We start from the raw sequence: 13,984 nt of genomic DNA, 5'->3' as shown, positions 1-13,984 counted from the left end.
AACCGATGCATGATATCGATACTTTGCTCAGGAAAGCAGCAGAAATGGGAGCATCCGATGTACACCTGACAGTCGGTTCAACTCCTGTATTCCGCATGGATGGCAAGCTCAGCCTTATTGGCGATGAATTGCTAACAGAGGAAGATACGATTGAAATGGCTCGCCATTTATTACCGCAAAATGAATTTCGTACTTTCGAGGAAGTGGGTGAGGTAGATGCTTCCTATCATCTGCAAGGAGCTGCCCGCTATCGTCTGAGCATTTTCCGCCAGAAGCAGAATACAACGATTGTCGCGCGAATTATACCAAGCCATATCCCTTCCATTGAAGATTTGAAAATGCCGAAAGTGTTGGAAAAGATTGCGATGTCTCCGCAAGGACTTTTTCTTGTAACAGGTCCGACGGGGTCGGGGAAATCAACGACACTCGCAGCAATGATTGATTTTATTAATAAAAATACTTCAAAGCATATCATCACATTGGAAGATCCGATTGAATATACCCATTCTCATAAAAAGTCGCTCGTGCACCAGCGTGAAATAGGATTTGACACAGACAGTTTCGCCAATGCTTTGCGGGCAAGTTTGCGTCAGGATCCGGATATCATTCTTGTCGGTGAAATGCGCGATCTTGAGACGATTTCAACAGCAATTACGGCAGCGGAAACAGGGCACCTCGTCCTTGCGACATTGCATACGAACAGTGCTCCGCAAACGATTCACCGGATTATTGATGTCTTTCCGCCGGGACAGCAAGAACAGATACGTATCCAGCTTGCTGATGTGCTCGCAGGTGTACTTTCCCAGAGGCTCTTCCCTAAGAAAGACGGAGCAGGCAGGGTGGCAGCTACGGAACTTCTTATTCGAAATCCTTCCGTCGCCAACCTGATTCGAAATGGCAAAGTGAGCCAGATTACGAATGTAATGCAGACGAGTCGTGCGCTCGGCATGCATACGATGCAGATGTCGATACAGGAATTGCTCCAGAAAAGTCTCGTAGATCTTAAACTCGTAGAACCATACATGGCCAGGACAGGTGACAATTAATGACAGTTTATAAGTATGTCGGCCGTACTCGCCGCGGTAACGTGAAGCGCGGAACGATCGAGGCTGACACAAAGAAAGAAGCGATGACAGAACTGCGTGATAAGGGAATCAGCCTGCGTGAAATTAATGAGACGAAAGCGACACTGCTCAACCGCAACCTTTCCATTGGGAGCGGCCAGAGTGTGAAGAACCGCGACTTTGTCATCTATAGCCGACAATTCGGAACATTAATCAGAGCAGGGATTCCGATTGTCGAGGCAACTCATATTCTTTCCCAGCAGACTGAAAGCAAAGGGTTGAGGAAAGCTCTTGTAAAAGTGGAACAGGATGTCCGGGAAGGTCATGCTTTTTCAGATGCGATTGAGAAATTCCCGAAGGTTTTCCCGGCATTGTTCGTCAACATGGTACGTGCCGGAGAAATGACTGGTAACCTGGATGAAACGCTCGACAGGATGGCGAATTACTTCGAGAAGCAGTACACATTGAAGCAGAAAGTCCAGTCGACGATGGCCTATCCAGTCGTCCTCATGGTACTTATCGTTGGCGTTGTGCTCTTCATGATGCTTTCGATCGTACCGAACTTCACTCAGATGTTCGCTCAGTTCGGAAGCGACTTACCGCCGATCACTCAGATTGTATTGTCCATTAGTGAATTCGTCCAGAAACTATGGTGGCTTGCATTGCTTGTAGTTGCGATTGCGGTTACAGTCTTTATTTATTTCTTTAAAAGCAACAAGCAGTTTAATTACAGTGTTCATTTGAGTCTTTTGAAGGTGCCGGTTTTTGGGAAGTTGTTGCAGAAAGCGGCAATAGCCCGTATGACACGCACACTAAGTTCATTATTCTCCAGCTCTGTACCGATTTTGCAAGCACTCGGCATCGTCGAGAAAGTCGTCGGCAATCCGGTCATCGGAAAAGTTGTCCGTGAAGCACGTGACAATTTGGAGAAGGGCGGAGCGCTATCAGAACCTTTAAAGAAGAGCTGGGTTTTCCCACCGCTTGTTTCACAAATGACAGCGATTGGCGAACAGACAGGCTCTCTCGATTTCATGTTAGAAAAGATTGCTGTCTTTTATGAAGATGACGTCGATCGGACAGTCGATTCATTGAAGTCATTGATTGAGCCAGTCATGATTATTATTCTAGCGACGGTCGTTGGGTTTATTGTTCTGTCGATTATGATTCCAATGTTCTCGATCTTTACGGAGATTAAGTAAGGGAACTGCTACCGCTTAGGAAAGAAGCTCGCTTTCCTGCGGGCAAGCACTGAGCCGCTTCGGCGCGAGCGCCTGCAGGGTCTCAGTAAGCTTGTTTTTCCCGCGGGAGTCTCGCCTCTTTCCTTCGCTGGTTAGTACTTTAACCTAAACTCGTTGATTTGCGTAGAAACATAGTAAAAACAACACCTTTAAGGAGGTGAGGGCAGGGAGAGGGACCGGATAAACATAGAGATAAATCCGGAATGGGGAAACGAAAAAAATTTAGAACTAATTAATCTTAAAGAAAAAGGGGAGAACGGTATGTTTAAAAAATACATGCAAAAATTGAAGAAAGACCAGCGCGGTTTGACACTTGTCGAGCTTTTGGCAGTTGTTGTAATCTTGGCGATTGTAGCGGCTATTGCGTTTGTTGTTATTGGTAATGTAATTGATAATTCTAAAAAAGATGCTCAGGTAGCGAATGCTCAGCAAATGATTACAGCAGCTAAACTTTATGAATCTTCTGGTGGAGAAATCGGTAGTGGTAGTGGTGGTGTAACTGCAGCTACTCTTCAATCCGAAGGTTCTTTATCAAAGCTAACAGATCCTTGGAAGAAGGGACCATATGGAACTGCTGGTACAGTTACTGCAAGTGGAACTAAAGATTCTAGAGTTTATGTTGTAAAACTTAATGATACAGACAGTAAATGTACTATTAATTCAACTGAGGAAAACTTGAATAAAGAGGGAAGAAAAGCTTGTGGAAAGAACCTTTCCACTAATACGACTGAACCAGCTGAACCGACTGAAACGACAACCCCCTAACAAGAGTCCAAGAGTCCCTGATTAGCAAAACCAGGGACTCTTAATTAAACCTAGAATATTAAATAAAATTTCGTAAAATATGTTTTGAAAAATAAAGATTCCTAATAAACGATGATTAAATAGTATTGAAAGGTGATTTTTTTGGAACCCTTACTCTACACTTACCTATTCATCTTCGGCCTCATTTTTGGATCCTTTTACAACGTCGTCGGCATCCGCCTAGCCCATGGTAAATCAATCGTTCATCCGCGTTCACACTGCCCAAAATGCGGTCACACGCTGACAGCTTTTGAACTGATTCCGGTTTTCTCATGGATCATCCAGAGAGGACGCTGTCGTAATTGTAAAACATCCGTATCGCCGAAGTATGCCATATTTGAATTGCTTACAGCGAGTCTTTTTACGATCTCGCCAATTTTGACGGGATGGTCAAAGGATTTGGTGGTTGCGCTTGTACTCATCTCGTTCGTCATTATCCTTGCCATTGCAGACCTGGACAGCGGCACGATTCCGCGACAGGTGCTTCTTTTTTTCCTAGGTACTGGTGTCCTCTTGCGGATATTCATTCCAATGGAGACATGGTGGAACCCCTGGCTCGGCGCACTAGCCGGCTATATTATCTTTACCTTAATCAATCGTTTGCAGCAAGGCAGCCGCAAAAACGAATATGCATTGCTCGCTGCAGTAAATGGCCTATTTATTGGAATACCGGGTATAGTGCTCGTAATGGTTATTTGGTTATTTAATCAAATAAAGGGATCTAGTGGAGAAAGGCATAGAACGCTGCCAATTACGACAATCCTCAGCTTTCTGACTCTCCTGATGTTTTTTGTAATGAAATAGACAAAAATCTGTTAAAATTGTCATATACATAAATTTCCCTTTAATGATCAGTAGTTTTACAAATGTTCCATAAGAACAATTAGGACTGAGCGAGAGAAAGTTGCAAGAATCATAGTCGTCAATAGCGCCACGTTTTATGACACTGCTGTTACTAGAATTGTCTGTCGTGGTGAGAACGAGTGGACTGAGACCTTTCAGGTGCAAGGTCGTCACGTAGCCACAGGAATGCTAGCAGCTTTCTAAAGCAGAAGTTTCACGCCAATTGGCTTTTTGTACATTTGGCGCAATCGATTTACATAACAGTCTGGAGTGGTAGCATGCTTTCGCTGAAGAAGTCGAGCCGGATGGCGAATATTGTCATAGATGATTATGTCGTCCGAATCGTTGAAAATAAGGGATCCACGCTTGATTCGGTGCAAATGCTTGCCGAACGGCCACTGGAGCCGGGACTGATTGAAAACGGCAAAATTGTCGATGAGATTGGTTTCTATGAATTTATGAAAACACTTGTTAAAGAATGCGGCTTGAAATCATGTGATTGCCGATTTAATGTACCGAATTCACTTGTGATTATGCGTCGGGTGGAATTTCCTGCAGAGCTTGAAGGAGAAGCAGTGAAAGATCATTTCCTCATGGAAGTCGGTAATACAATTCATCTGCCATTCGAGCGACCCGTACTGGATGTGCACATTCATGAAGAATTCGTTGAAGGGGACAAGCAGGTCGGCACACTTTTTGCAGCTTCTGAAGAGGAAGTCATCAAGTATGCGACGACGCTTGAAGACTGTGGCTTGCGCCCTGTCGCTGCAGATGTCCAGCCACTCGGTGTTTATCGTTATTTCTTACAAAGTGACCGTTTGAACCCGTCACGCGTTTCCCTGTTCTTTGAGCTAAACCTTACTGGGACAAACTTGAGCATTTTTCACGAAAATCGGATTGAGTTCATGCGTTTCCAGCAAATTGATATTCGAATGGAAGACTGGACGTATGACACGAAGTACACAAAATGGATCAACTGGTCGTATCAAAGCGATGAAACGAATTTGATTGGCATGATGGAAGACCAGATCAGCGAGCTCGATCGTGTCATGAACTTTTACCGCTTTTCACAACATGGGGGAAGTAAGCAGGTAGAGGAAATTATCATTACCGGTGACTCTCCTGACTTGCATACATTCGTACGCAAAATCGAGAATCGCTTCGATCTTCCTGTCGTTCACCTAGAAAAAATTATGACCGAAGCGGATGAAGAGCCAGTCGGAGCCTCCTTCATTCCAGCACTCGGCCTTGCATTGAAGGGAGGAGTCTTCAATGCATGAACGCATGCCTGAAATCAACCTGTTGCCGTTCAAAGAGAGACGGCGTAGTTCTATGCTTTATCGTATATTTCTAATTAGCCTTATTCTAATTTTGCTTTTATCGGCAATCATGATTTTCTTCTATTTCAAAACGAAGAACGACCTTGAAGCAGCGAATGCACAAAAGGCCGAATTGGAGAATGAACGCCTTGCTTTGCAGACGAGCTTGAACAAAGTTAGGGATAAGCAAAGGGATCCGTTCGTCTCAGCGGCGAGATTTGTTGACGAACGTCGTTTGCCGGCATCCACACTTTTGAACGGATTGGTCGGCGCATTGCCGGAACATAGTTATTTGTCGGAGTTTGACTACGATCTTGGTAAAGTAAAAGTCGTCAATGAATTCGAAACGATGAAGAAGGCATCCGACTATATGGCAACTCTTGAAAAGTTGGATTACATCAAAAAAGCACGTGTCGAAAACGTTGAGAGCTTCAGTTTGAAAAATGAAGACGGAGCAGACGAGGAAGAGGCTTCAACCGTTTCACGCTATTCCGTATTGCCACGCTATAAAGTCACATATTCATTCGTCATTGATGAAGCAAAGCTAGACCAGGCGAATGAAAAAGAAAAAGGAATGGAGGACGCCGCAAATGAATGAGCAGTTTCAGGAACGAAGAAATTTATATCTTGCCCTCGCCGGTCTGATTCTGATTCTGCTCATCGTACTCTTCTTTGCGGTTCTCAAGCCGATGACAGATGAGAAATCGGCAAATGAAGCAGAAGCTCTCAATCTGCAGAAGCAAGTGGACAATCTCCAAACGGAGAAGAAACGAGCACAGAACAGTCCAGATTCAGGACAGGATGAGTCCACTCTTTATAAGGCTAAGATGCCGCTCAATCCTTCACTTGATGAGCTGATGCGTTCGCTTGAAGAAATCGAAGCAATCAGTATGAGTCGAATCGACAAGATTGAGTTTGCCTATGATGGTGACCTGCCTCTCCCAGATAAGGAAGAGGATACAACGAATCCAGACGATGCTGTACCGGATGCAAATGCCGGGACAAATGATGATACAGCGACGAGTACCGATGAAGAGGACACATCAGGGGCGGTAGATTCGGAAGCAAGGACAAGCGCGGACAACAAGGTGGCACAGCTTGAATTGCAAGCACCGGAAAATCTACATACGATTGCAATGCGCATGGAAGTCGCTTCTCCGGATTACGAGCATTTCGATATGCTGATGAAAGAGGTTGAGAAACTCGATCGTGTCACTCTAGTCAACACATTGGAATTTAAGAAACCGGCTGAAGCAGAACTCGTTCTCGATCAGAATCCAGATGAGACGGTAACTTGCACAGTCGAACTTATAACGTTTTATTACGACGGACCTGTCAAAAAGTAGTCAGCTATGAATGAAGGAGCGTGAAGGATATGAAACGCAAGGAATGTAAATATCCAGCCCGAGAACATGGCTTCACTCTAGTTGAAGTGCTTGCTTCTCTTGTCATTCTTTCCGTCTTGCTGGCAGGTGTCTACAATTTAATGCTATATCTGAACAAGGCGGCCATTTCCAATAATGACCGCCTTGTTGCGATTAATTTAGGCAAAGGGGCGATGGAAAGAATGCAGTTGGACCCTGCGAGTTACCTTGTCGACAAAGGTACTTTTCCGAAAACGATGACAGCCGCTGCTTGCACAAATGATACGTGTCGCAGTTTATATGAACCGTTTGTAAATGATGAGACATATATGCTTACGGTCGAAGCTTCCCAGACACCACGTGAGAAGGAGCTAGGTCTTGTCAATGTACTTGTCACCGTTCAAGGCAAGGAGAATCGCGTGACGAATCAAATAGAAGGCTATGTGAATATCCAATGAAAAATGAGCGCGGACTGACACTTGTGGAAGTATTGGCAGTCGTTGTTGTTGGAAGCATCATCATTGGAATCGCGTCACAGGTGATGGTTTCAGGGTTCAAGACGTATGAACGCATACGGACTGAGGGCGATTTGCGTGATGAAGCGGACTGGATCATGGGCAGTATGATTCGCGACCTGTATGTTCTGAAGGTAAGCGATTTGAAAAGCAGGGAACTTGCAGGACCAGACTATTATTTTCTGTTAAAAGACGGCAAAAAGCTCGGTTTCTATGACGGTAGGGTATTTAGCAGAGAAGGGGAAATTCATACGAAAGACAATGAAATTTCCCTAGTACCGGAAACAAGTAATGGAAATGGAACGAAAATTACCGAGACAGAGGAAGACCAATATGAAATCAATCTCGTCCTTGAGAAAGATGGGGAACAGCTTGAGCTTAGAAGTGTAATCGGACTTATTCCCGACTCAGGAGACGGACAGGGGGCAAATTAATGAAGAAAGGGAGAGCCGAAGATGGATACACACTCATTCTCGTATTACTATGTGCTACGCTTTTCTTCATGTTTGCCTTTCTGCTCGTTGCGATGACAACGAACGGGATGAAACGGGATGATGTACGAGAAGATGTCACACAGGCTACAGAACTGTCAGAAAAAGGACTTGATCGAGTAGTTGAAGAAATTCAGTCAGATCTTAAGAATGTCTTAGGAACAGAAGGTCTCACAGCTAGTGCCTTCTCTGGAGTACTAGACAGCGCTCTATCCAAGTATATGTGCGGGAGTGGTAAAATCATTACGGACACCGGCCAAACGGGTAAATATGCCACCTGTGTTGAGAAGGTTTCACCGGGAACGAATAGTAATGGAACGAGCCGGATTGTCACGTTCCTAAGCAATGGAACGGCGGGCAATACTGTGCGGGATTTACGTTCTGAACTTGAGGTAGGAGCGGCCCCGATTCCAGAAAGTTTGAAATATGCAATCGGAGTAAACCGTGATTGCGGGGAGCCTGGTGGGAAGACGTGCAGTAACGGAGAGGGAAATCTATTCATGCACGGAGGCGTTACAATTGCAGGAGATATGAAAGTGGATGGCGACCTCATTACAACGAATTATGGATACGCCTATCTTGGTGGTGAACAGTGGATTCCATCACTTTATCCGGCTGCAGTTCAAAGTGAGAATGAGAGCAGTTCACGGCTTGTGCTTGGGGGAGAGGCGTATACATTTTCTCCGCCGCCAGGGTCTTACAGTACGCATATTCAACGTTCAACTTTTCCTAGTACTACTTATCGAAAAGCGACAGTAAGCTCAGCATTTTCAACGAGCCCGCTCCTGATCAAACGGAGTCCGAAGCGCCAGGAAATCGATATTTCCGGACAGAAGAAGGTCTATCAGTTTGGCATGAGTGATTCAGACGTTACTTTAAGTTCCAGTACAATATCCGGGAGCCAACTTAGTAGCAAAAAAGCATTTGCCTATGGAAAGACATGTAACAAGTCTTCTTGTACTGAGATTACGAATTTCACGCTGAGTGGTGCCAATACTTTTAAACAGTTCGCAACAGATCGTAATGTTAGCCTTCGTAATTCGAGCACGACTCCCCAGTTGACGACAACGGAAAAAGGGATGTATGTCGGAGGAGACTTGACGATTGGAAATGGCAGCACTTCATATGATTCGTCTCAGTATGACAAAATTGATTTGTCTGGGCCTATATTTGTGAATGGGAATTTGACAATCAGAGGTGCGGATGCACGTTTGAATGCGCTAATCTATGTCAATGGCTCTGTAACGATACAGAACACGCGAATCAATGGGTTAAATACAAATGGAAAAGCCGGTTCGCTCATCGTATTCTCCAATGGTGAAGTGAAAATCAGCAACAATAGTGTCAATCAGGATGTCCCTAGTAACATTCGAGGCTATTTCTATTCAAAGCAGAACTTCGAAATGTATGGGGTTGGTTCCAATATCCGCATTGAGGGTGGCATCTCCGCTAAGCGGATTGTTCTCAACGCAATTCGCGGGCGTGCCAAGAGCTCAAGCTTCACAAACAGTTACAAAATCAGCAGCACCGATTATTTTGAAGGACTGGCCGAACAGCAGCGCAGAGACTCCCGACTTCAAGTAATCTATAATCCTGAAATTATTAATACGTATTCAGACTTGAAGCAGCAGGAACCGGTCATTTATGATGTGGCGGAACCTGTGTTGAAGGAAAGAAGAAAGTAAATTTCTCATACATCCATTTTGAGAGCAATATGTTAACCTGAAATCCTCGAGAGAGATTAATATACTTAATAAACTATTTAAGATCTAACTAAAGCAGTAAGGATAAGTAGAGAGGAGCCAGCTAAAAAGTTGGCTTGAAACTCAGAGTTATAGAATTGCTCATACTACTTTTTAAAATAATTAAGAGATATTTTAAAAATAGCTTTAGAGTATCTTCCAATGGAATAAGGTTGCAAATATGCATAAGGTTCTATTCATTTAGCAAAAGTATCTTTAATCAAGTGCTTTACCTCATTCACTGTATTCCTGTATTTATGGTTAACTAAAAGCTATCAAGCTCTAAAAATAAATATGAATAGCATCCTATAAAAAGTAGAAGGAGCTAAGTTTTGACTTAGCTCCTCATTACTCTGTCTGTTCCTTATTGCTATCTCTCCAATCTTTGATCGTCAACAACTTATCTTTAGATAATTGAATTACTTTTTTCTTGTTTAAAATTCTCTGGGTTTCCTTGTTGTACATATCAATAATATCAATCGCAATAAACACTTGTTTTGATAGTTTGTTGTAAAAATTGATTATTTGTTCAACAGCTTCTTTTTCAATATTCTTGAATAAGAAAGAGTCATGTATAATAAAAGGCAGTTTAGATAGTGTTAAAATAGCAAGATCAAAAATTAGTAAGTTTGTATAAGCTTTACCGGTTCCTGTGTTATCAACAATTTCATAGTCATATTTATTGTAGGTTAAATTTAATTGAGGTGAAGTTCTTTTGTCCTCATGAATTAAGTCATTAATACTCTTTAATTTTGTATTGATTGCTTTATTAATTTCTTCAATTATTTTCTTCTTTAACTCCTGAAGCTCACCTTTTTTAGTGTCAATATCTTCTTTTATTTCTGACAACTTTTTGTAATACTGATTTTCTAATTGAAGGCTCTTTAGCCTAGTTGACAATTCAATTAAGCTGTCAATAAATACAGTAAGTTCTTCATCAGGATTTAATAGCTGTGCTTGCTTTTCAATAACGTTATTAATTTTCTGTTCTAATTCATCTATTTTACTTGCTAATTCTTTTTTTGCATTTTCTAACTCATCACTAAGAATTGAACTGATTCCTTGATGGAATGATTCTATATTTTGCAATTTTTCTACATTTACATTTGGGAAAAATTCAAAAAGATCTTCAAACCCAGCACCTGCAGAATTTTTTATAGTCTTAGTTGTCCTATTTAATCTAGAAATATAATATTCTCTCTCATCTATAAGCCTTTTCTTCATTTTTCTAAGAGAAATCATTTCGTCAGAAATAATCTCACTAATATCACACGAGGGAATATAGGCACTTTTTCCTAGCCTTTCAATGTCTTCAGTTAGAGATTCTATTTCTTTTATATTTTTTTTAAACTTAGTTTTATTTATTTTGGGGATTAATTTGTAAGTGCCGGCTTTATTTAAGACTTGCTTTTGGTCTTCTAGTTTTTTTAGTTCCCTATCCTGTAATTCTATAGCATCATATTTGTTAAAAAGCTTAATCAATTTTGTTACCGTTTGACCAAAGTTTTCTTGAGCAAAGCTATGTAGGGGTCTTTTAACATTATTGTTTTCTTTCCCCCAAACTCTAGAATAGGTGCTGACAGCAGCTCTGAAGGTTAATTGGTCTGATTCCAATTCATATAGGCTCTTTAGTATCTTGGTGAAATCCATAACTTTTAATTCCTCAAGTTTTTCATAACTATTGTTGCTTTTATATACTGCATTTGGATTTTTGGTATCTCTAACAAAATGATATTTAGTATTGTTAAAATTAAAAGTAAACCCAAACTCATGATGACCTAAGTTTGCTACAACATCGCTATTATGCGAAATATATGTATTACCACCAAAGACAAAATCTACTATCATAAGTAAAGTTGATTTACCTATAGAGTTAGACCCTTTATTATCACCTAATACAACATTCAAGCCCTGATGGAAATCTATAGCTCCCTTTAAAAATATTGTACTTTTAATTTTTTCCAACATAGGTAACTACTCCTTTGTCAAAATCTACTTTAATTGCATTAAGTAGAAATAAAACATCAAGTGAATAAATAAACTCATCAATTTCCTCAAAGTAATCTTGTGTTGTAAAGAATAACTCCTTTACTGTCATATCTTGCTTTGATAAATACTCAAGAATAATTGGCATTTTCCCAATAGTGGATTCACTAAAACTAATTACCTTATTAGGTACTATCATGAGAACACCTCACAATTCTGAACAAAAAAAGAAATTATAATTCCACAAGCACCTAAATTACTGTTGCCAGTCTTTTTAGAGAGCCACTCAGTAAGTTGCCCATAAATCACTTCTTGAGATGACTCAATTCTGCTTAAACTATTATAAAATGCACTAACTTGTGAGGCTATTGCATTAAATGATCTAGGATATTGACTATCTAAATGAGCAAACTGCTCTTTTATATAATAAAAGTATTCAGTTATTTCATTTCTTATCCTCATCTTTGTTATTCTAGTCAATGTTTCATTTGCTTTTTCATCTAATTTTAATGCTTGCATCTCTAACTGCTTAAGAGTACACTCATTAAATTCCTCTACAAGCATTGTAATGACTTCCTTTATTTCTAATTCAATTTGATAATCAGCATATTTTGCTCTAGTCTCACTCTTAGACAATATGTTTTTCTTAATACTTAATAACCACCTATATTCTTCAGAAGTTCTTGGGTTATCAAACTTCTTGTGGCAATCACCACATAATGCAATAAAATTTTTTATGTTATTTACATCTTCATGTAATCTCTCTTCATCCTTTAATAATTCAATCTCTGATTCTGTAGGATTAAGAGGATAAATATGTGCGCCTTCCCATAGTTTGTACTGTCTACCATTTTTCTCATACATAAGTGGTTTTGCACAAAAAGGGCACATATTTTCAACCTCTGAAAGTAATATTGAATTCTCATGAGGTGTTAGATCTCTTCTTTTGTTACTCATATAAATTACCCCGCCTTTAAGCCTACAGTAGAACCTATTATACTACAAAAATAGATTATAATACATAATTTTCCAATAACCTCTTACAACAAAAAAGACTAGCCTGTCTGCCCTTTTTTCTGATTGAGTTTTTCTTAAAAGCCTTATAAAATCAGGTATGTAATGAGGATGAATTGTAGTTATTCCACTTGGTGGAGCAAGCGCAAGGAAGCACGTAAATCTGGCAAAAGTAAAGGTCACGTAGCATAATTGAGGAAATGGCACTCCCGTCTTCAAGGCGGGGGTGCTTTTATTTTGTTCTTGGGGCTAATTTTCTTAATAATAAGGCAAAAAACGAGAGAATTCTCTATCTTTCTTGTAAACTCACTATATTGAGTTGAAAATAGAGGAGGCAGTCATATGAGCAAAAAGCAGGATACGCTCATGAAACATATTGATGGGGAGACACATTTCCCATATCGGTTTGAGAACGTAGAAAAGAAAGCGCAGGAAGTTCTTCCTAAAGAGGCGTTCGATTATATTCAGTCGGGTGCCGGAAGAGAAGAGACATTAAGCAATAACCGAACTTCATTGGAACAAGTGAAAATTGTCCCACGCATGTTGCAAAATGTCGGAAACATTGACCTTAGTGTGAAACTGTTCGGTAATACATATAAACAGCCGGTTTTCCTTGCGCCAATCGGCATGCAGAAACTTGCTCATCCAGAAGCAGAGCTTGCAACAGTGAGAGCGGCGAAGAAACATGGAGTGCCAATGATCGTAAGTACAGCTTCGACTTTTTCACTTGAAGAAATCGCTAAAGAGGTACCTGATCATCCGCTTTGGTATCAGATTTACTGGAATGAAAGACATCCGGATGTATCTATTAATATGGCGGTCCGTGCAGAGCAGGCTGGCTATGATGCGATTGTCGTCACTGTTGATACGGTGCTGATCGGCTGGCGTGAACGAGATTTGGAAAATCAATTTTCACCGCTTAAGGCAGGATACGGTCTAGCCAATTTTAAAAATGATGAAGCATTTATGAGTCATCTTGACGGAACTGACGATGACACGATTGTACGCGGAATCGTCGAGAATTTCGCCCATCCGACATTGAACTGGAAAGACATTGAAAAGATTAAGAAAGCGACTGGCCTTCCTGTCATCGTGAAAGGTATCCTTGATCCGGAAGATGCGCGTTTTGCACTTGAACACGGTGTAGATGGCATCATAGTCTCCAACCACGGTGGCCGCCAACTCGATGGAGTAATCGGTTCTGCAGAAGCATTGCCTACCATCGTAGAGGAGATCAACGGTCAAATCCCGGTTCTTTTTGATGGAGGTATTCGCAGAGGTGCTGACGTTGTCAAAGCGCTCGCACTCGGAGCAGATGCAGTGCTTGTCGGCAGACCATTCATGTACGGCCTCGCAATCGACGGTGAAAATGGTGTCAGCAATGTACTTGAGCATCTCTTATCTGACCTCCATGTTTCTGCCGGTCTTGCCGGTTCACCGGATGTCCGGACATTGAAAGCTTTGAAAACAAGAAAATAAGTAAGATGAGCGTAGCGGGTTTGACAGTAGGGGTCAGATTCGCTGCGCTTTTTATTTTGATGAGGTGCTGAATTCCACGCAAAGTTATTAGAATCCATACAAAAATTAGCAGAATCCAACCCATC

14 protein-coding genes are annotated in these 13,984 nt (G+C 41.3%); 11 read left to right on the top strand and 3 right to left on the bottom strand.

Annotated elements, in window-relative coordinates:
• The first annotated feature begins 5 nt into the window (after nucleotides 1-5).
• The 10 genes from QR721_RS10800 (at nucleotide 6) to QR721_RS10755 (ending at nucleotide 9,323) form a co-directional block, all read left to right on the top strand.
• On the top strand, nucleotides 6-1,046 hold the full coding sequence (locus tag QR721_RS10800) for a type IV pilus twitching motility protein PilT (RefSeq protein WP_348026828.1): 1,041 nt from the start codon (nucleotides 6-8) through the stop codon (nucleotides 1,044-1,046).
• On the top strand, nucleotides 1,046-2,263 hold the full coding sequence (locus QR721_RS10795; protein ID WP_348026826.1) for a type II secretion system F family protein: 1,218 nt from the start codon (nucleotides 1,046-1,048) through the stop codon (nucleotides 2,261-2,263). Before QR721_RS10800 ends, QR721_RS10795 begins: the two co-directional genes overlap by 1 nt.
• A gap of 300 nt (nucleotides 2,264-2,563) precedes the next feature.
• Nucleotides 2,564-3,067 (top strand): type II secretion system protein, encoded by a 504-nt coding sequence (locus QR721_RS10790; RefSeq protein WP_348026824.1) that lies wholly within the window; start codon nucleotides 2,564-2,566, stop codon nucleotides 3,065-3,067.
• Nucleotides 3,068-3,208: 141 nt separating this feature from the next.
• A complete protein-coding gene (locus QR721_RS10785; RefSeq protein ID WP_348026822.1) occupies nucleotides 3,209-3,910 on the top strand; it encodes a prepilin peptidase in 702 nt (233 codons plus the stop codon).
• Nucleotides 3,911-4,227: 317 nt separating this feature from the next.
• Entirely contained in the window at nucleotides 4,228-5,229 is a 1,002-nt protein-coding gene (gene pilM, locus QR721_RS10780; RefSeq protein WP_348026820.1) for a type IV pilus biogenesis protein PilM, read from the top strand.
• Nucleotides 5,222-5,866 (top strand): hypothetical protein, encoded by a 645-nt coding sequence (locus tag QR721_RS10775; RefSeq protein WP_348026818.1) that lies wholly within the window; start codon nucleotides 5,222-5,224, stop codon nucleotides 5,864-5,866. The genes pilM and QR721_RS10775 overlap by 8 nt, the downstream gene beginning before the upstream one ends.
• Nucleotides 5,859-6,614, top strand: coding sequence for a hypothetical protein (locus QR721_RS10770; RefSeq protein WP_348026816.1), 756 nt, complete (start codon nucleotides 5,859-5,861; stop codon nucleotides 6,612-6,614). The genes QR721_RS10775 and QR721_RS10770 overlap by 8 nt, the downstream gene beginning before the upstream one ends.
• A 29-nt stretch (nucleotides 6,615-6,643) precedes the next feature.
• Complete coding sequence (locus QR721_RS10765; protein WP_348026814.1) at nucleotides 6,644-7,090, top strand: type IV pilus modification PilV family protein; 447 nt, start codon at nucleotides 6,644-6,646, stop codon at nucleotides 7,088-7,090.
• The gene (locus QR721_RS10760) at nucleotides 7,087-7,581 is read left to right on the top strand and encodes a prepilin-type N-terminal cleavage/methylation domain-containing protein (RefSeq protein ID WP_348026810.1); all 495 of its coding nucleotides are present in this window, start codon (nucleotides 7,087-7,089) and stop codon (nucleotides 7,579-7,581) included. Before QR721_RS10765 ends, QR721_RS10760 begins: the two co-directional genes overlap by 4 nt.
• Nucleotides 7,581-9,323, top strand: a complete 1,743-nt coding sequence (locus QR721_RS10755) for a hypothetical protein (RefSeq protein WP_348026808.1) — start codon at nucleotides 7,581-7,583, stop codon at nucleotides 9,321-9,323. The genes QR721_RS10760 and QR721_RS10755 overlap by 1 nt, the downstream gene beginning before the upstream one ends.
• Before the next feature lie 405 nt (nucleotides 9,324-9,728).
• Here the strand turns inward: QR721_RS10755 and QR721_RS10750 are convergent, their stop codons facing one another.
• The 3 genes from QR721_RS10750 to QR721_RS10740 are packed head-to-tail and all read right to left on the bottom strand — an operon-like array spanning nucleotide 9,729 to nucleotide 12,323.
• Entirely contained in the window at nucleotides 9,729-11,348 is a 1,620-nt protein-coding gene (locus QR721_RS10750) for a DUF2326 domain-containing protein (RefSeq protein WP_348026807.1), read from the bottom strand.
• Nucleotides 11,332-11,565, bottom strand: coding sequence for an ABC-three component system middle component 7 (locus QR721_RS10745; RefSeq protein ID WP_348026805.1), 234 nt, complete (start codon nucleotides 11,563-11,565; stop codon nucleotides 11,332-11,334). Before QR721_RS10745 ends, QR721_RS10750 begins: the two co-directional genes overlap by 17 nt.
• Nucleotides 11,562-12,323, bottom strand: coding sequence for an ABC-three component system protein (locus tag QR721_RS10740; RefSeq protein WP_348026803.1), 762 nt, complete (start codon nucleotides 12,321-12,323; stop codon nucleotides 11,562-11,564). The genes QR721_RS10745 and QR721_RS10740 overlap by 4 nt, the downstream gene beginning before the upstream one ends.
• 399 nt (nucleotides 12,324-12,722) lie before the next feature.
• On the opposite strand from QR721_RS10740, the gene QR721_RS10735 reads away from it, so the two are divergent.
• Nucleotides 12,723-13,859, top strand: coding sequence for an alpha-hydroxy acid oxidase (locus QR721_RS10735; protein ID WP_348026801.1), 1,137 nt, complete (start codon nucleotides 12,723-12,725; stop codon nucleotides 13,857-13,859).
• Nucleotides 13,860-13,984 lie beyond the last annotated feature (125 nt).

The sequence above is a fragment of the Aciduricibacillus chroicocephali genome (assembly GCF_030762805.1).
Classification (GTDB): Bacteria; Bacillota; Bacilli; order Bacillales; family Amphibacillaceae; genus Aciduricibacillus; species Aciduricibacillus chroicocephali.
This window is presented reverse-complemented; position numbering and strand designations above follow the sequence as displayed.